The sequence below is a fragment of the Pedobacter kyonggii genome (assembly GCF_004310665.1).
Classification (GTDB): Bacteria; Bacteroidota; Bacteroidia; order Sphingobacteriales; family Sphingobacteriaceae; genus Pedobacter; species Pedobacter kyonggii.
Map to the genome: position 1 here is coordinate 55,929 of NZ_SIXF01000018.1, position 16,110 is coordinate 72,038.

The following is a 16,110-nucleotide window of genomic DNA, read 5'->3' on the forward strand; positions in this document are numbered from 1 at the left end:
AACACAGTAAATTTTAACTTAGAGGCGTAAGTAACCGGTTAAAATAGCTTTTCGGTAAGTAATACACCCCTTTCACCATTTCCCGTTTCGATGGTATGCACATTTTTATAAGAATGGCTAAAGAAATCGTAGCCATGTTCCCTTTGTTTAATAGCAACCGTACCTAGCGGATAGCTTAAGTTAGTTTGCATGCAATGCAAACTACCATTAGCCAGTAGAAGAAAGTCACAGTCGTAACCTTGCTCCTGCAGCTCAATAACCTTTTTAGTAATAGACACGTTTAATCTATTGGCTGTGCGGATTCTATTTTTCATGGGATATTGTTTTAGGTGATTAGGGATGATTATTTTGATTATTAAATATATCTATTAATAACTACGATTCAAAATGCAATATATTGTTATACAAGTCATTAAATAAATTTGTTTTATTCTTTTTATAAAAACCTTTCATCATCGGTTTTCGCTGATCATGTTTCTTGCATAAAAAAACATATACGTATCATATTTACTACAAAAACCAATTAAACATCATTGCAGCCCTAAAATAATTTCTTTATTTAAAAAGCAACCTATAATTTCGTTTAACCTTAAAACATACCCAATGAAATTAACATGTATCGTAATTGATGACGACATTCACGCCGTCAACGGTATAAAATCGTACATCAATAATCTCGCAAACATTCATTTAATAAACTCGTATACAGATCCGTTACAGGCATTAAACGAAATTACTGCAGGAGATCATGTTGACATTGTTTTTATAGATGTTGATATGCCAATGATTTCGGGATTAGAATTATCAAAAGCAATCAGGCATAAAACAGACAAATTAATTTTTACCACTTCGCATTCTAAATATGCCTATGAAGCTTTTGAAATGAATGCAAGCGCTTATTTATTAAAACCGTATACCTTTGCCCGTTTTGCGGAGACCATAAACAGATTATTTCCCCTTAGCCCCAGCTTACCGAATGTTAGTATTAAACAAGAGGATGATTATTTCTTTGTAAGGAATAAAAATGAGAAGAACAGCTTAATTAAAGTAAGGTATACCGATATCATTGCGATAGAAAGCCTGCAAAACTATGTCCGGATTTTTACCCTAAACGAAACCATTGTATCATACATTGCACTATCAGAGATAAAGATCATTTTAAAAGATTATCAGAATTTTGCCCAGGCACACCGCTCTTTTATTATTGCTAAAAATTACATTGAGAAAGTAGAGGGCAATACCTTAAAAATGATCAATGACTTAACCATTAACATTGGAAATAATTACCGTGAGAGTATACAGGACTACATAAAAGAGAAAACGATTAAAACTAACCGCTCTTAAACTAATTTTTTAGTATTTTCGTTATCTAAACAATTAAAAGCTTACGGTTTTATTGTTTAGTATATATAGCCGTTCCTCAATTAACTAGCCAATGACGCTTATCGCTAAAAACAATAAATTACACAAAATTTCAACCTGGTTTTCCAACAAACGACTTCACATTTTAGGTTGGACCATATTCATATTTTACGAGGCCATCATCATCGGCATCTTTGTTGGCAGATTCTCTACACTGAGCACTTATATTATTTTTTATAGCTTAAACATCGCTACATTTTATTTTCATGCGCATGTAGTTTTGACTTTTGCCCTGAAAAAAATTAATGAAAGATGGTGGAAATTACCCCTGTTTATTTTACTCGAACTGGGCGCTTATTTAATAATAACGGTTTTTTTAGATTATATTGTAATTAATTATACCGATTATAATGGTCCCATTAAACTGATATTTAATGCGGCCTTTTTTGCTGCGCCGATTTACCGGGCCATATATTTTATGTGCTTTGCTACCAGTTATTATTTTCTCCTTAATTTTCTCGAAGAACGGAAAAAAATTGAAGACCTGGAGAAACAACGTTTAAATAACATTATCCAAATAGCTAAATCAGAAAATGCCTATTTAAAGGCGCAGATACAGCCACATCTGTTATTTAATACTTTAGATTTTATTTATCAAAACGCTAAAGATTCTTCCCCGGTTGCCGCAGAAGCCATTCATTCTCTGGCTGAGATGATGCGCTATTCGGTTGATAGCAATCAGGATAAAGAGTTTATTTTGCTTGATGAGGAGATTAATCAGGTAGAAAACCTCATCAACCTGCACCAGCTCCGTAAAGATCACCAGGTACAGCTCCGTTTTTGGTACGATGATGAAATACGCAATGTTAAAATCATTCCTTTAGTATTAACCACTTTGGTAGAAAACATGTTTAAACATGGCGAACTGCTTACGCCATCACATCCTGCCGAAGTGAGTTTGAACATTAAAAATGGTCAACTTACAATAGAAACCTCAAACTTAATAAAAGCAATTAAAGATAATTCAGGCTTAAGTTCTGGGATGGAAAATATAAAGAAACGTTTAGCTTACACCTATGGCAAGAATGCTGAATTCAGCTACTTTACTGATTCAAACCAGTATTTCAAAGTAATGTTAGTTATTAAAATCAAATAATATAACCCGCTTTAATAATTTTAGTTTAAAATTTCAAATTACCCAATAATCTCAAAAGAAAAGCTGATTTTCCTTGCCGAATACATAAAAATCCGTTTCGAATGTGTTTTTTTTCCATTTTAATGGTTGAAATTGTAATTTGCATCAACTAAACCTATAAAAAATGTCAATAAGTTGTATCGCTATTGATGACGACCCTCATTCCTTAGAGAGTTTGATAGCATATATGGAGAAGCTGCCTGATTTAAAGCTTATCCAAACTTTTACTGAACCGCTCCAAGCCCTGGCAGAAATATCGGTATCTAATCCTGTCGACATTATTTTTATGGATGTCGAAATGCCTTCGCTTTCCGGAATCGAATTAGCAACCCTATTAAGGCAAAAAACAAAACACCTGGTTTTTACTACGGCGCACCCAAGGTATGCCATTGATGCTTTTAAAGTTGATGCAGATGCTTATTTACTTAAGCCTTATTCTATTTTACATTTTACGAAAACAATAAACAACCTCTATCCAACTGGAAAAAAAGCACAACATCCTTTTTCCATTTTCGACGATCATTTCTTTTACATCCCTTTACAAGGGGAAAATGCTGATTTAGTAAGAATAGATCTGAATGAATTGATTGCAATAGAAGAAATGGGGGAAGATATTCAATTTAAAACTACAAAAAATGCTTTTCTAAGTTCAAAATCTAATTTTACCAAGACTTTGAAAATGTTAAAAAAGCATTCAGCATTTATCCAGGTTAACCCTACTGTTGTTATTGCAAAACAGCATATCAAAAGTGTACTCGGCAATAAAATCCTGCTTTCTGGCGAAACATCTTTTACTATTTCGGGTACATATATAGAGCTTTTCGCAAATTTTATCAAGAACAATTTGCTTCAAGAAAAGCCCCGTCCAGGCAACATAATGTAGTCTTTAATAGACTATTATCAGCATCTCGAATCAATTTTAATGCATAATCAAAACATTACGCCTAAAACTTTGTATTAGGATAATCTATTTTGTTATTAATTAATTGATTTATCTGTTTTGAAAAAAGTGTTGGTTGTGGATGATGACCCAGATGTATTAGAAGTTTTCCAGGATGTATTAGAAACCGAACATTATAAAGTTTATCCGCTACTATCGCCACGGCATATTTTTAAAACAATAAGAGATTTTAATCCCGATCTGATTATTCTAGACATTATGTTAAATGGGATGGATGGGCGTGCTGTGTTTAAAGAGTTAAGGTTAAATCCTGAAACAGCGCGCATCCCCATTATTATGGCGTCGGCCAGGTATGATGAAAACTATATCACATCGCAACAATACCATCCCGACGATTATTTAGAAAAACCCTTTAATATGGCAGATTTGCTCCAAAAAGTAAGTGCTTTAACCGAAAATTAAAAAATCAGATATGAAATTAAAATTACTATTATCTCTTCTGTTGTTATGCGCAACAGTATCAATCAAAGTAAAAGCACAAAGCAGACCAGATAAACTCTATTCCATGAGTGGAATTGGCTTTGCATTTCCATTGGGTGAAACTTCGGACTATTTTAAGCCGAAATTTTCAACATCACTAGGTTTAAACTTGGGTTTGGGCAAAGGTGGTTTGTTCTTATACCCCAAAGCAAGTTTACATGCTTTTACTTTTAACCAGATAACGCCAGATGCGGGCTATACCTATACCTTACAAAAAGGCAGAGCAACCACCTACTTGCTAAATGTTGCTTTAGGATACCGTAAAATTGTAAATAAATGGGCTTTTTATGGTTTTGCTGGTGCCGGTGGCGGTTTTATTCTTACGCCTCAGGCCAGCGTAAATACGACAACCCTGCAGGTTAGCCAAGATAATAAATCGAATGGTTTGGGTATTGCCGAAGGTGGTGCCGGTATTGAGTACAATATTGGAGGTGCCAATTTATTTGTCGAGGCCAGTTACATGTATGGCTTCAGTAAAATCCAGAACCGGGCTTTTAATACTGTACCAATTTCTATAGGCATTAAACCAAATTTAAGTAAGCTATTAAATAAGCTTTAATAGTTGTATATACAAAACACCAGAGCGGTTACGTTAAATACATAACCGCTCTTTTTTATGCTAAAGAAATAATCAAAATTATTTTCATACTAATTATTTTAGCATAGATTTGTATTTCAAATTAATTTAATGTTATACGCAGTTGTAGATATCGAAACCACTGGCGGTCATGCCTCAGCAAATGGTATTACCGAGGTTGCCATTAACATCCATAATGGCAATGAAATAGTTGAATCTTACACTACCCTAATTAATCCGAAGCAGCCTATACCCGTTTACATTACTGCGCTTACAGGCATTGATGATAACATGTTGTTGAATGCCCCAACTTTTGATGATGTTGCTTTACAGATTTATCAATTATTAAACGATAAGATTTTTGTGGCGCACAATGTAAACTTCGATTATTCCTTTTTGAAGCATCATTTGGCAGCTGCAGGATATGATTTACAATGCAAAAAGCTGTGTACGGTAAGGTTGAGCAGAAAACTAATTCCTGGTAAATCTTCATATAGTTTAGGAAAACTTTGCACAGCCTTGCAGATCCCGATTCAAAACCGACACCGGGCAGCGGGAGATGCAGATGCGACCAGTATCCTATTCAATTTATTGCTAGAATACGATCAGGAAGGCATAATAGCAGAAATGCTGAAGAAAACATCGAAAGAGCAGGTTTTACCTCCGCACTTAGATAAAGCTTCTATCCTGAGGTTACCTCATCAACCTGGCGTATATTATTTTAAAGATAGTAAAGGCAAAATTATTTATGTTGGAAAAGCTAAAGACCTTAAGAAACGCGTAACCAGCCATTTTACAGGTAATACACCTAACCGGCAACGCCAGGATTTTTTACGCACTATCCATGATGTAGACCATGTAATTTGTGGTACAGAATTAATGGCACTCATTTTAGAAGCCAATGAAATTAAACGCCTTTGGCCTGAAAATAATCGGGCAATGAAACGTTATGAGCATAAATATGATTTATATGTTTTCGAAGATCAAAACGGCTATTTGCGCTTAGCGGTAGATAAACATAAAAAAAACAATAACGCCTTCCAGAGTTTTAACAGCTTATTGGAAGGTTATAATTTCTTAAACCAACTGGTTGATAAATACCAGCTTTGTGCAAAGCTCTGTTATTTGCAAAAAACAGCAACCAAATGTTATGCCCATGAAAATGGCCAATGTTTTGGTGCATGCAGTGGAATCGAAACCGTGGCTGTTTACAACAAAAAATTAAATGCTGCATTAAGCGACGTTCAAAACCAACAACCAAGTTTCGCATTGGTGGATGAGGGCAGAAAAGAAGAAGAATTTAGCTGCCTGGTTGTTGAAAATGGAAAATTTTATGGAATGGGTTACTTCACCAATAAGAATTATCTTGCTGATGGTCTGGCACCAATCAAAAGTGATCTTTCTATCTATCAGTCCAACAGCTATATCCTAAATTTAATTCTGAATTACGCAGAACAACATCCACAGAAATTGTATAAATTGTAACTATTAATTGCATACCATGGATTCATCAACTTTTATAGCTCACTGCCTATCTTTTGATGAAGTTATTGAGCTGCCGCATTTCGAAAAAACTTCATTCCGGGTAAATAAAAAGATCTTTGCTACACTAAATCTTCAAAAAAAGCAGGCAACATTTAAATTATCGGAAATTGATCAGTCTGTTTTCTGTAATTTTGATCGCAACAGCATATGGCCGGCTACCGGGGCCTGGGGCAAACAAGGCTGGACAATTTTTCATCTAACAGCATTAACAGACGAAATGCTAATCGATGCACTTACACTTTCTTATTGCAATGTGGCGCCTAAAAAACTTTCCGAAAAATATAAATGTTAAGTGTATTATTCCCGAACATAACGGTCTATGCTTGATGAGCTAAAATGCCCTTAATGCCTTACATGGTAAGAATTAGCACAATAACTTTACTAACCAGTTAAGCCTATGAGATTATAAAAACATAGGCTAATAAAAGCATTATGATTTTTAAAGGCGCAACATTGCCGCAATACTTTAACCACATAAGGAATAGAAGAAAATATAAGTTAATTACGATAACCTAAATTGTCTCAAACAGCCCTGTTAATTTTCTTTTTTAGCAAGGGTAACTCTGTAGCTGCTTACCTATCTTTACTTACATCAAATATAAAACGTTATGATAAAATCACTTTGGATAAACCTTCCGGTAAAAGACATTAACAAGTCTAAAGCATTCTTCACGCAGCTCGGTTTCACGCTTAACCTCCAATATGGCGCCCGTGAAGATTCGGCGTGTCTTTTGGTAGGAGAAAGTAATTTAGCAATTATGCTTTTTGAAGAAGCTTTGTACGAAGGTTTTGCAGGAACCAATATTGCCGATAAACGCAATGGAGGCGAAGTATTATTCTCTTTCGATGCAGAAAGTCCGGAAGAAGTAGATGATCTGGCGGAAAAAGTGGTAGCTGCCGGTGGTACACTTTACGGCGAGCCAGGCTACAAAGATGGCTGGATGTATGGTTGTGGTTTTGTTGATCTGGATGGTCAAAGATGGAGTATTCTCTATATGGATATGAGTAAAATGCCCTTGGGTTAATTTTATCATTCTAGAAAATAAATTAATATTTGCGTAAGCGATTACTTACACTTATATTTGTAAGCAATTACTTACGCAATTAATTTTATGAGAAGAGATGTATTTCAAGCCATTGCTGATCCTACCCGAAGAGAAATCATTAATCTGATTGCTCATAACACCTTAAATCTAAATGCAATTGCCGAAAATTTCGATGTGAGCCGACCTGCCATTTCACAGCACATTAAAGTTTTAACAGAATGCGGGTTAGTAGAAATTACCCAACAAGGCCGTGATCGGTACTGTAATATACAATTTCAAAAACTAGCAGAAGTATCAAAATGGGTAGAACAATACCGTACTTTTTGGACAAGCAAATTAGATGCTTTAGAAACACACTTATTAAAAGACGCTAAATCAAAATAAAGATGGAAAACGAACCAATTATTGTAGAAAGGGTGTATAACGCCCCTATCGAAAAAGTTTGGAAAGCTTTAACCGATAACAATGAAATTAAACAATGGTATTTTCAATTGGAAAACTTTAAACCTGAAGTAGGCTTTAAGTTTGAATTTTCTGGTGGACCAGACGATGGGCCTCAATATTTACATCTCTGCGAAATAACAGAAATTGTTGAGGGCAAGAAACTCGCCTACACTTGGCGATATGACGGTTATCCGGGCAATTCGGTGGTAAGTTGGGAGTTATTTGAGCAAGGTGATCAAACAAGGTTGAAATTAACACATAGTGGTATAGAAAGCTTTGCTGAGAACGGCTCTGACTTTGCCAAAACAAGTTTCAATGGTGGCTGGACTTATTTCGTTAATGATGCGCTTAAAAATTATCTGGAACCAGGAGCGTAATTTTACTCGTTCGTCATTCTGAATTTATAGTGAAGTCAGGTGTTACCACCTGACTTAGGATATATCTAAAGATTTGATGAAGTGTAAGATGGTAACATTTTACAGCACAGATAATGCTTTAGCTTGATTTATAAGTTGCATTAAGATTCCCGCCTGCGCGAGAATGACGACCTTTCTAATACTGGTCGTAGCATCTCGCTACGACCTAAAAACACCTATACTTCTTCTAAAGCCGATTTTATGGCTGCATAAATATAATCAAGATCTTCATCGCTGATTACATACGGTGGGAGGATATAGATAATGTTGCCCAATGGCCTCAATATAATTCCCTTATTTAAAAAGTACGAATACAACAAATTACGGAGATTACTTAAATAAGAAGTTTCATTATCAGTCTCCCACTCAATTGCAATAATTGTTCCCGTTTGCCTAATGGCTTTAACTTTAGGATGCGTTTTAATTTCTTCAAGAAAAACAGCATGTTTGGCTTCTACACGCTTAATATTCTGAAGTGTTTCGCTTTTTAACAGAATATCTAAACTCGCTAAAGAAGCTACACAGGCAATCGGATTCGCTGTAAAAGAGTGTCCGTGGTAAAGTGTTTTTAATTTATCGTCGCTTAAGAATGCTTCAAAAATCTCCTTCGTACAGGTGGTTACCCCTAATGGCATTGTCCCACCGGTTAAACCTTTGCTTAAACAAATAATATCAGGCTTATTAGTTAATTTCTCGCAAGCGAAATAAGTTCCTGTTCTACCGAAACCCGTCATCACTTCATCAGCAATGGTTAAAATTGCTGCATCTTTACAGGCAGATAAGAGTTGATCCAAATATTTAGCTTCGTACATCAACATACCACCCGATCCTAGAATGAGTGGTTCGAAGATAAAACAAGCGGTATCCTTAAGATTTGAGATATGAGATATGAGATGAGAGATGTTATTTTCGTTTGGCAGATCGATAAACTCGACATCGAACAATAGACTGTTAAAGGCATCCGTAAAAATACTGCGGCCGCTAACAGACATAGCACCAAAAGTATCGCCATGATAGGCGTTTTTAAAGGCTAAAATCTTCGCTTTTGGCGTACCCTTATTGTCCCAGTACTGGAGGCACATTTTTAAGGCTACTTCTACTGCTGTTGATCCGTTATCCGTATAAAAAACTTTATCTTGTTTACCTGGCAATATAGGTAAAAGCCTTTCTGCAAGCAGTACAGCGGGCTCGTGCGTAAAACCTGCAAAAATCACATGTTCAAGCACATTGAGCTGCTCGGCTACTCTTTGTGCAATATAAGGGTGTGAATGACCATGAATATTCACCCACCAGGATGAAACCGCATCGATATACCGTTTACCATCCTCATCAAAAACGTACACCCCCTCTCCCCTAACAATCGGGATATGGGGAAGTGCATTCTTCATTTGGGTATAGGGATGCCAGATTACCTTTTGATCGCGTTCAGTTAAATTGAGTTGGGAATCTAGAGTATGGAGTTTGGACGAATCGGGCATCATGATTAGAATTTAACTGAATATTGATTTTTTAAAAGCAGGCCTACGGTTTTATCTGTTTTAAAGGTAATATCCTCAATATTTAAATCTTCGATTTTCACCCACCTGAAAGCCTGAAGAATTTCACCTTCTCCATCGAAATCGTAAATAACATCTTTAAAGGCCAGCTGCAAAGGCGCTTTTTCTTTAACGATATAATATACACTAATTACCTGGCTATCGTTAAATGACGATTTTTCAAAAAAATCTGTAGTATAAAAATGAGATAATACTTCAATTTCAGCATCGCACTCTTCCACAAACTCACGTTTTAATCCATCGATTAAGCCCTCGCCAAGCTCTAAACCACCACCCGGAAACTTACTGAAACGAAAGCCATATTCTTCTTCATCACTTACCAAAACCTCATTATTGTGATTAATTAACAATCCATAAACCCTAACATTAAAGTAGCTCATTTTCGAAATGCTTTTTATTTTTAATTACTATTTCTGGCGTCCATACAATTTCCTTTTTAAAGGCCTCTGCCCTCACCGGACATTCACTCATATGGCAATAATGGCAACACTCAGGCAAGCATGGATCTGCATGAATAAAGAGTTCTGCTTTGCGGAAGCCATTTTTATTGATCAGTTCATCAATCTGCGAGATTTCGCGGTGAACTTTATTTAAGTCAAAATAATAAGGCAATGTTACATGGCAATCGATATGAAATTCAGGGCCATATTGCTGGGTACGCAGGTTGTGCACATCAATCCACGGGTTGTGCCTGTTCTTTTGTAAAACATCTACTACTTCTTCAACAAGTGTAAAATCACTTTCATCCATTAATCCACCCACCGAACCACGGGTAAGTTTATAGCCAGAATAAACAATATAAAAACCTACCAAAAAGGAAAGCAGGCTATCTAGCCAAATAATATTTGTTAGCTGAATTAATATTAAGCCAACAACAATCGCCGCGCTGGTGTAGGTGTCAGTTAATAAATGTTTACCATCAGCCTGCAATGTAACCGAATGCTCATCTTTACCTACATTGATGAGGTATAGGCCAACAATCAGATTAATCAAGCCCGTGATACCAATAATCAGCGTTCCGGTTAATAGTTCCCCTACCAAATGAGGATAGATAAGGTTGTACGAAGATTTGAAGATGATAACCACTCCAGCGATCAGAATCAATATCCCTTCTACAAAAGCCGAGAAAAATTCAACTTTTCCATGTCCATAAGGATGATTTTCGTCGCGGGGTTGCGTGCTTAGGTAAATGCTATAAAAGGCAAAACTCCCTGCTATTACATTTACAATACTTTCTGCTGCATCTGTTAAGATGGCATTCGATCCCGTAATAAAGTACGCAACAAACTTGGCCAACATCAGCACCACACTCACCACCAGAGAAATTATTATAGCTTTCTTTTTTACCGACACCAGGATATTTTTTTCAAAAATACGCTTATCGAATAAATTAAATGAGAAAAACTATGTCTTTTTTAGTGCAGAATAATATTTGGTTTATATATTTGCGCTCAAAGTAATTAACCATGAGCACCTTATCCAAAAGAATCAACAGTCTATCTGAATCTGCAACCCTTAAAATGACCAAACTTGGCCGTGAATTAGCGTCTAAGGGCATTAACATCATTAGTTTAAGCGTTGGTGAACCCGATTTCAACACACCCGATCACGTAAAAAATGCTGCTAAAAAGGCATTAGACGAAAATTACACACGTTATTCACCGGTACCGGGCTACCCAGACCTGCGCCAGGCGATCGTAAACAAGCTAAAAACAGAAAACAACCTGGATTATGATATTTCTCAGATCGTTGTTTCAACAGGTGCAAAACAATCTTTATCGAATGTTATTTTAACTTTGATTGATCCTGATGATGAAGTAATCATCCCTACTCCATACTGGGTTTCTTACTCTGAAATGGTTACCCTTGCAGAAGGAAAATCTGTTTTTATCGATACAGACATTGAAAGTGATTTCAAAATCACCCCTGCGCAATTAGAAGCAGCCATTACGCCAAAATCGAAATTATTTATGTTTTCTTCGCCATGTAACCCAACAGGTTCGGTTTATAGCAAAGAAGAATTAGCAGCACTGGTTGCCGTTTTCGAAAAACACCCTAATATCTACATCTTATCTGATGAGATTTATGAGCACATTAACTTTGTTGACAAACATGAGTCTATTGCTCAATTCGATAGTATTAAAGACCGTGTAATCATTGTTAACGGTTTCTCTAAGGCTTTCGCCATGACGGGTTGGAGATTAGGTTATATTGCCGCTAATAAAGAAATTGCAGCAGCTAACGATAAATTACAAGGGCAAACTACTTCTGGAACCTGTTCTATTGCACAAAGAGCAGGAATTGTTGCTTACGAGCAAGGTTTGGCCAGTGTTTTAGAAATGAAAGAAGCATTTTTGCGTCGTAGAGAATTGGTTTATAATTTATTAAACGAAATCCCAGGTGTAAAAACAAATCTTCCTGATGGTGCTTTCTACTTTTTCCCAGAAATCAGTTCTTTCTTCGGTAAAAAAGACGCTGACGGAAATATAATAAAAGATTCTTCAGATTTAGCTTTATATCTATTAAATGTTGGTCACGTAGCAACCGTTGGCGGCGATTCGTTTGGTAATAACAACTACATCCGTTTATCTTACGCAGCATCTGACGAAAGTTTAGTTGAAGCATTAAGAAGAATAAAAGAAGCTTTAGGGAAATTAGCCTAATCAATTTTCAGTTAGCGGTTTTCAGTTAACTTTATAAAAAAACCCCTCGTTAATTAAATTTAGCGAGGGGTTTTTATTTTTTCTCATCTTCAATGATCGTCACCCTGAATTCATTTCAGGGTCTTATCTATTGAGATTTTACTATCGTCTTCATTTGTAACGAGGATAAAGGCGATTTTATCGCCATAAATATTATTATTTAGGCCATATCACACCAATCACATTGGGATATTTTTATGATTTGGAAATGAAAGCAAGCATTTCATCGGAGAATCCAGTCCTTCTTTCCGTTACAAGTCCAGCGCTGTGGACTTTTCCACTGCAATAAGGTTTATGAACCATGGGCATTGCAACTGAAAACGGTCTTCAGCCGAATTTCTATCGTACAATCATCATCTTGACTACATACCCATCTCCGAGCCGTCATCTCCGGAGCACAGCGTAGTGGAGAGATCTATCTCAAGAAATAAAAGAAATCATACGTTTGATGCCCTACTAATTTCCCTTCTAGTAGTTGCCTCACCGACAACTAGAATAGTATTTTTGATTGTGCAACTGAAACTAGCTCCTTATCGCCTCTACCGGATCTAATCTTGATGCTGAATATGCTGGCCAAAAACCAGAGATAGTGCCAATGATTATCGATATGCCAATACCTAAGGCAATATTGTTCAAGCCCAGTATAATGTGAAAATCAGTAGCCGCACCAATGCCCAAGGCGAGCAGAAAGACGAGTAATAAACCCAGCAAACCGCCTAAAATACAAAGCGAAATCGATTCGAATATGAATTGAAGCAGGATAAAATAGTTTTTTGCACCCAACGATTTTTGAATACCAATAATATTGGTACGTTCCTTAACCGATACGAACATGATATTGGCAATACTGAAACCACCAACCAAAATCGAAAATCCACCAATTACCCAACCGGCAATATTTACCATTTTAAACATCGAATCTAACTGGTTAGAAATAATGGTAGTTTTATTTAGTGCAAAGTCTTCTTCCTGGCCAGGTCTGATTCTGTGGATGGAGCGCATTAAACCTTTCAATTCGCTTTCTACCTCTTCTAAATTCACATTGTCCTTACCACGAACTGTAATCTGTGGACCATAACGCTCGCTTTGGATGTCTAAAACACCTTTTGCAAAAGCAATCGGAATATTTACGTTTTTATCAAGAGAAGTACCTAACATATCTTCTCCTTCTTTTTTAAAAACACCAACAACAGTTAATCTTCTTCCTAAAATCTGTACCTGTTTGCCCACTGGCGCATCCCCATCAAAAAGTCCGTCGGCTATATCAGAGCCTAAAATACAAACAGGTGAGCCATTTTTACTCTCATTTTCGGTAAAATACCGTCCGTCCTGAAGCTCGAAATTCCATGTTTTATTAAAATCGTGCGATGCGGCCCATACCGAAATCCCTTCTACGGAGCTACTTCTGTATTTGATCGTCCTATCGTTAGTCGATATTTCGAACGTAACGCCTTGTGCATTTTCAATTCTCTCGCGGAGGGCTTCAAAATCGCGCAATGAAGGCTGAGGGCGGTTCATATATTTCCACCAAGGGTAATTATCACCAAAACTCCACGGCCATTTTTGAATATAAATAGTATTGGAACCCAGTTTATCTACACTGGACTGCAATTTACCGCGAAAGGTATCTACCGCAGAGAATACAGCAATAATGGTAAAAATACCAATTGTTATAGCCAAAAGCGATAACATGGTGCGTAATTTATTCTGGCGCAACGCATCAAATGCAAAACGGAAACTCTCGCCTATTAGCCTAAAGATTATCATAATTAAAGGTTAGATGCAAAGCTTTTCAAAAGGTTACAGCTTATCTTCAAAACTAATTAATTTTTATGTCTACAATGCATTAATCGCCTTGTATTATTTGATTTAAAATGATTAAAACATAATATACATAAATTGCGTTTGATAAAATACGAAAAAGAAAAATTAAATTCGTATTTTTGCACCTCAAAAAATTCATCAAGAATGAAATTATCACAATTCAAATTCAACTTACCAGAATCATTAGTAGCCAACAATCCGGCAGAACAACGCGACGAAGCTCGCCTAATGGTTTTACACAAAGACAGCGGTAAAATTGAACATAAAATTTTTAAAGACGTTTTAGGTTATTTCGATGACAAAGACGTAATGATATTAAATAACACTAAGGTTTTCCCTGCCCGTTTATATGGCAATAAAGAGAAAACCGGTGCAACCATCGAGGTTTTCTTGCTACGTGAATTAAACAAGGAATTACGTTTATGGGATGTTTTGGTAGATCCGGCACGTAAAATCCGCGTAGGTAATAAATTATATTTTGGCGACGACGATTTATTGGTTGCTGAAGTTGTAGATAACACCACATCACGTGGCCGTACCATCCGTTTCTTATTTGAAGGTACTGACGAAGAATTTAGAAAAAATGTTGAAATTTTAGGCGAAACTCCACTTCCTAAATATATTAAACGTAAAGCTACTGCTGAAGATAAAGAACGTTATCAAACCATTTTCGCTAAGCACGAAGGTGCCGTAGCTGCTCCAACTGCAGGTTTACACTTCAGTCGCGAGTTGATGAAACGCCTTGAACTTAAAGGCATAGAATTTGCAGAAGTAACTTTACACGTTGGTTTAGGAACTTTCAGAACTGTTGAGGTTGAAGATTTAACCAAACACAAAATGGATTCTGAGCAGTTTATTATCGAGCCAAAAGATGCAAAAATTGTAAACAAAGCTTTAGAGGAAAAAAGAAAAATCTGTGCGGTGGGTACCACTTCAATGCGTGCTATCGAATCAGCTGTTTCTGCTAACAGAACATTAAAATCAGCTAACGATTGGACCAGTAAGTTTATCTTCCCTCCTTACGATTTCAGTATTGCAAATTCAATGATTACCAATTTTCACACACCGGAATCTACTTTATTGATGATGGTAAGTGCATTTGGCGGATATGAAAACGTAATGAATGCTTACGAAGTTGCGGTAAAAGAAAAATATAAATTTTACAGCTATGGCGATGCCATGCTAATTATATAAGTTTTGCGGTTGGCGTTTGGCGGTTTAGCGCTAAACGCCACACCCTAAACGCTCAACTATGAAATATTACGCTATAATTGTAGCAGGCGGTTCTGGCAATCGGATGCAAACGGAAACCCCAAAACAATTTCTACTGCTTAAAAACCTTCCGGTTTTGATGCATACCATAAAAGCTTTTGCACAAAGTGATACTCAGCCTAAAATTTTATTGGTTCTAAACAAAGATCAACAAGCATACTGGACTCGGTTATGTGAGGAATTTAATTTTCATGTACCACACCATGTTATTGATGGTGGCACGGAGCGCTTTTACTCTGTGAAAAATGCCATCCACGCTATCGAAGAAGAAAGTTATGTTGCCATTCACGACGCTGTTCGTCCGCTCGTTTCCAAATCACTTATCGACAACTGTTTTAATGAAGCTGAGCTACAGGGAAACGTTATTGCAGCCGTACAATCAAGCGATAGCGTACGCTTGCTTAGAAACGATAAAACGACAGCATTAAAACGTGATGAGATCTATTTAGTACAAACGCCACAAACTTTTAGCCTTAGCATCCTTAAAGAAGCTTACAACCAGGAATTCAATGCTCACTTTACAGATGACGCAAGTGTGGTAGAATCAATTGGTTATGAGATTAATATCATCGAAGGAGAAAGAGGAAATATTAAAATTACCTATCCAATCGATCTGGAGCTTGCCGAATTGTTGTTAAAAAATTAAAACGTAAAAAAGGAGTTTCGAAATGAAACTCCTTTTTTACGTTTATTTTGAAGTGTCACACACTTTTAAACCAATGAATATCGG

General features: G+C 36.4%; 18 protein-coding genes. 13 read left to right on the forward strand and 5 right to left on the reverse strand.

Annotated elements, in window-relative coordinates; all coding sequences use genetic code 11:
- Positions 1 to 38: 38 nt before the first annotated feature.
- A complete protein-coding gene (locus EYS08_RS17030) occupies positions 39 to 314 on the reverse strand; it encodes a hypothetical protein (protein WP_131031158.1) in 276 nt (91 codons plus the stop codon).
- A gap of 289 nt (positions 315 to 603) precedes the next feature.
- Here EYS08_RS17030 and EYS08_RS17035 point away from each other — a divergent pair, with 289 nt between their 5' ends.
- The 10 genes from EYS08_RS17035 to EYS08_RS17080 all read left to right on the forward strand — a co-directional run bounded on the left by EYS08_RS17035 (position 604) and on the right by EYS08_RS17080 (position 7,987).
- Positions 604 to 1,344, forward strand: coding sequence for a LytR/AlgR family response regulator transcription factor (locus EYS08_RS17035; protein WP_131031159.1), 741 nt, complete (start codon positions 604 to 606; stop codon positions 1,342 to 1,344).
- 91 nt (positions 1,345 to 1,435) lie between these two features.
- Positions 1,436 to 2,518: a sensor histidine kinase gene (locus EYS08_RS17040; protein WP_131031160.1), complete on the forward strand. Its 1,083-nt coding sequence runs from the start codon at positions 1,436 to 1,438 to the stop codon at positions 2,516 to 2,518.
- Between the two features lie 163 nt (positions 2,519 to 2,681).
- Entirely contained in the window at positions 2,682 to 3,440 is a 759-nt protein-coding gene (locus EYS08_RS17045) for a LytR/AlgR family response regulator transcription factor (RefSeq protein WP_131031161.1), read from the forward strand.
- A 126-nt stretch (positions 3,441 to 3,566) separates the two neighbouring features.
- Positions 3,567 to 3,920 carry a response regulator gene (locus EYS08_RS17050; protein WP_244215983.1) on the forward strand — a complete coding sequence of 118 codons (354 nt, stop codon included), beginning with the start codon at positions 3,567 to 3,569 and terminating at the stop codon, positions 3,918 to 3,920.
- Positions 3,921 to 3,930: 10 nt separating this feature from the next.
- Positions 3,931 to 4,557, forward strand: coding sequence for an autotransporter outer membrane beta-barrel domain-containing protein (locus EYS08_RS17055; RefSeq protein ID WP_131031163.1), 627 nt, complete (start codon positions 3,931 to 3,933; stop codon positions 4,555 to 4,557).
- 129 nt (positions 4,558 to 4,686) lie between these two features.
- Positions 4,687 to 6,060 carry an exonuclease domain-containing protein gene (locus EYS08_RS17060; protein WP_131031164.1) on the forward strand — a complete coding sequence of 458 codons (1,374 nt, stop codon included), beginning with the start codon at positions 4,687 to 4,689 and terminating at the stop codon, positions 6,058 to 6,060.
- A gap of 16 nt (positions 6,061 to 6,076) precedes the next feature.
- Positions 6,077 to 6,412 carry an MmcQ/YjbR family DNA-binding protein gene (locus EYS08_RS17065; protein ID WP_131031165.1) on the forward strand — a complete coding sequence of 112 codons (336 nt, stop codon included), beginning with the start codon at positions 6,077 to 6,079 and terminating at the stop codon, positions 6,410 to 6,412.
- Between the two features lie 316 nt (positions 6,413 to 6,728).
- On the forward strand, positions 6,729 to 7,145 hold the full coding sequence (locus tag EYS08_RS17070; protein ID WP_131031166.1) for a VOC family protein: 417 nt from the start codon (positions 6,729 to 6,731) through the stop codon (positions 7,143 to 7,145).
- An 87-nt stretch (positions 7,146 to 7,232) separates the two neighbouring features.
- The gene (locus EYS08_RS17075) at positions 7,233 to 7,550 is read left to right on the forward strand and encodes an ArsR/SmtB family transcription factor (RefSeq protein ID WP_131031167.1); all 318 of its coding nucleotides are present in this window, start codon (positions 7,233 to 7,235) and stop codon (positions 7,548 to 7,550) included.
- A gap of 2 nt (positions 7,551 to 7,552) precedes the next feature.
- The gene (locus EYS08_RS17080) at positions 7,553 to 7,987 is read left to right on the forward strand and encodes an SRPBCC family protein (protein ID WP_131031168.1); all 435 of its coding nucleotides are present in this window, start codon (positions 7,553 to 7,555) and stop codon (positions 7,985 to 7,987) included.
- A 215-nt stretch (positions 7,988 to 8,202) separates the two neighbouring features.
- On the opposite strand, the gene bioA is transcribed toward EYS08_RS17080, so the two are convergent.
- The 3 genes from bioA to EYS08_RS17095 are packed head-to-tail and all read right to left on the reverse strand — an operon-like array spanning position 8,203 to position 10,935.
- A complete protein-coding gene (gene bioA / locus EYS08_RS17085) occupies positions 8,203 to 9,507 on the reverse strand; it encodes an adenosylmethionine--8-amino-7-oxononanoate transaminase (protein ID WP_244215982.1) in 1,305 nt (434 codons plus the stop codon).
- A 2-nt stretch (positions 9,508 to 9,509) separates the two neighbouring features.
- Positions 9,510 to 9,962 (reverse strand): NUDIX domain-containing protein, encoded by a 453-nt coding sequence (locus EYS08_RS17090; RefSeq protein WP_131031169.1) that lies wholly within the window; start codon positions 9,960 to 9,962, stop codon positions 9,510 to 9,512.
- Positions 9,949 to 10,935 carry a cation diffusion facilitator family transporter gene (locus EYS08_RS17095; RefSeq protein WP_131031170.1) on the reverse strand — a complete coding sequence of 329 codons (987 nt, stop codon included), beginning with the start codon at positions 10,933 to 10,935 and terminating at the stop codon, positions 9,949 to 9,951. Before EYS08_RS17095 ends, EYS08_RS17090 begins: the two co-directional genes overlap by 14 nt.
- A 113-nt stretch (positions 10,936 to 11,048) precedes the next feature.
- Here EYS08_RS17095 and EYS08_RS17100 point away from each other — a divergent pair, with 113 nt between their 5' ends.
- Entirely contained in the window at positions 11,049 to 12,245 is a 1,197-nt protein-coding gene (locus EYS08_RS17100; RefSeq protein ID WP_208745886.1) for a pyridoxal phosphate-dependent aminotransferase, read from the forward strand.
- Positions 12,246 to 12,806: 561 nt separating this feature from the next.
- Here EYS08_RS17100 and EYS08_RS17105 read toward each other — a convergent pair.
- Positions 12,807 to 14,051: an ABC transporter permease gene (locus EYS08_RS17105; RefSeq protein ID WP_131031171.1), complete on the reverse strand. Its 1,245-nt coding sequence runs from the start codon at positions 14,049 to 14,051 to the stop codon at positions 12,807 to 12,809.
- A gap of 201 nt (positions 14,052 to 14,252) precedes the next feature.
- Between EYS08_RS17105 and queA the strand changes: the two genes are divergently transcribed.
- Positions 14,253 to 15,302 (forward strand): tRNA preQ1(34) S-adenosylmethionine ribosyltransferase-isomerase QueA, encoded by a 1,050-nt coding sequence (gene queA / locus EYS08_RS17110; RefSeq protein WP_131031172.1) that lies wholly within the window; start codon positions 14,253 to 14,255, stop codon positions 15,300 to 15,302.
- 58 nt (positions 15,303 to 15,360) lie between these two features.
- The gene (locus EYS08_RS17115; RefSeq protein WP_131031173.1) at positions 15,361 to 16,026 is read left to right on the forward strand and encodes a 2-C-methyl-D-erythritol 4-phosphate cytidylyltransferase; all 666 of its coding nucleotides are present in this window, start codon (positions 15,361 to 15,363) and stop codon (positions 16,024 to 16,026) included.
- Positions 16,027 to 16,110 lie beyond the last annotated feature (84 nt).

Coding starts and splice junctions, on each gene's coding strand:
- EYS08_RS17030 (WP_131031158.1), bottom strand. CDS start 314: ATGAAAAATAGAATCCGCACAGCCAATAGATTAAACGTGTCTATTACT.
- EYS08_RS17035 (WP_131031159.1), top strand. CDS start 604: ATGAAATTAACATGTATCGTAATTGATGACGACATTCACGCCGTCAAC.
- EYS08_RS17040 (WP_131031160.1), top strand. CDS start 1,436: ATGACGCTTATCGCTAAAAACAATAAATTACACAAAATTTCAACCTGG.
- EYS08_RS17045 (WP_131031161.1), top strand. CDS start 2,682: ATGTCAATAAGTTGTATCGCTATTGATGACGACCCTCATTCCTTAGAG.
- EYS08_RS17055 (WP_131031163.1), top strand. CDS start 3,931: ATGAAATTAAAATTACTATTATCTCTTCTGTTGTTATGCGCAACAGTA.
- EYS08_RS17060 (WP_131031164.1), top strand. CDS start 4,687: ATGTTATACGCAGTTGTAGATATCGAAACCACTGGCGGTCATGCCTCA.
- EYS08_RS17065 (WP_131031165.1), top strand. CDS start 6,077: ATGGATTCATCAACTTTTATAGCTCACTGCCTATCTTTTGATGAAGTT.
- EYS08_RS17070 (WP_131031166.1), top strand. CDS start 6,729: ATGATAAAATCACTTTGGATAAACCTTCCGGTAAAAGACATTAACAAG.
- EYS08_RS17075 (WP_131031167.1), top strand. CDS start 7,233: ATGAGAAGAGATGTATTTCAAGCCATTGCTGATCCTACCCGAAGAGAA.
- EYS08_RS17080 (WP_131031168.1), top strand. CDS start 7,553: ATGGAAAACGAACCAATTATTGTAGAAAGGGTGTATAACGCCCCTATC.
- bioA (WP_244215982.1), bottom strand. CDS start 9,507: ATGATGCCCGATTCGTCCAAACTCCATACTCTAGATTCCCAACTCAAT.
- EYS08_RS17090 (WP_131031169.1), bottom strand. CDS start 9,962: ATGAGCTACTTTAATGTTAGGGTTTATGGATTGTTAATTAATCACAAT.
- EYS08_RS17100 (WP_208745886.1), top strand. CDS start 11,049: ATGAGCACCTTATCCAAAAGAATCAACAGTCTATCTGAATCTGCAACC.
- EYS08_RS17105 (WP_131031171.1), bottom strand. CDS start 14,051: ATGATAATCTTTAGGCTAATAGGCGAGAGTTTCCGTTTTGCATTTGAT.
- queA (WP_131031172.1), top strand. CDS start 14,253: ATGAAATTATCACAATTCAAATTCAACTTACCAGAATCATTAGTAGCC.
- EYS08_RS17115 (WP_131031173.1), top strand. CDS start 15,361: ATGAAATATTACGCTATAATTGTAGCAGGCGGTTCTGGCAATCGGATG.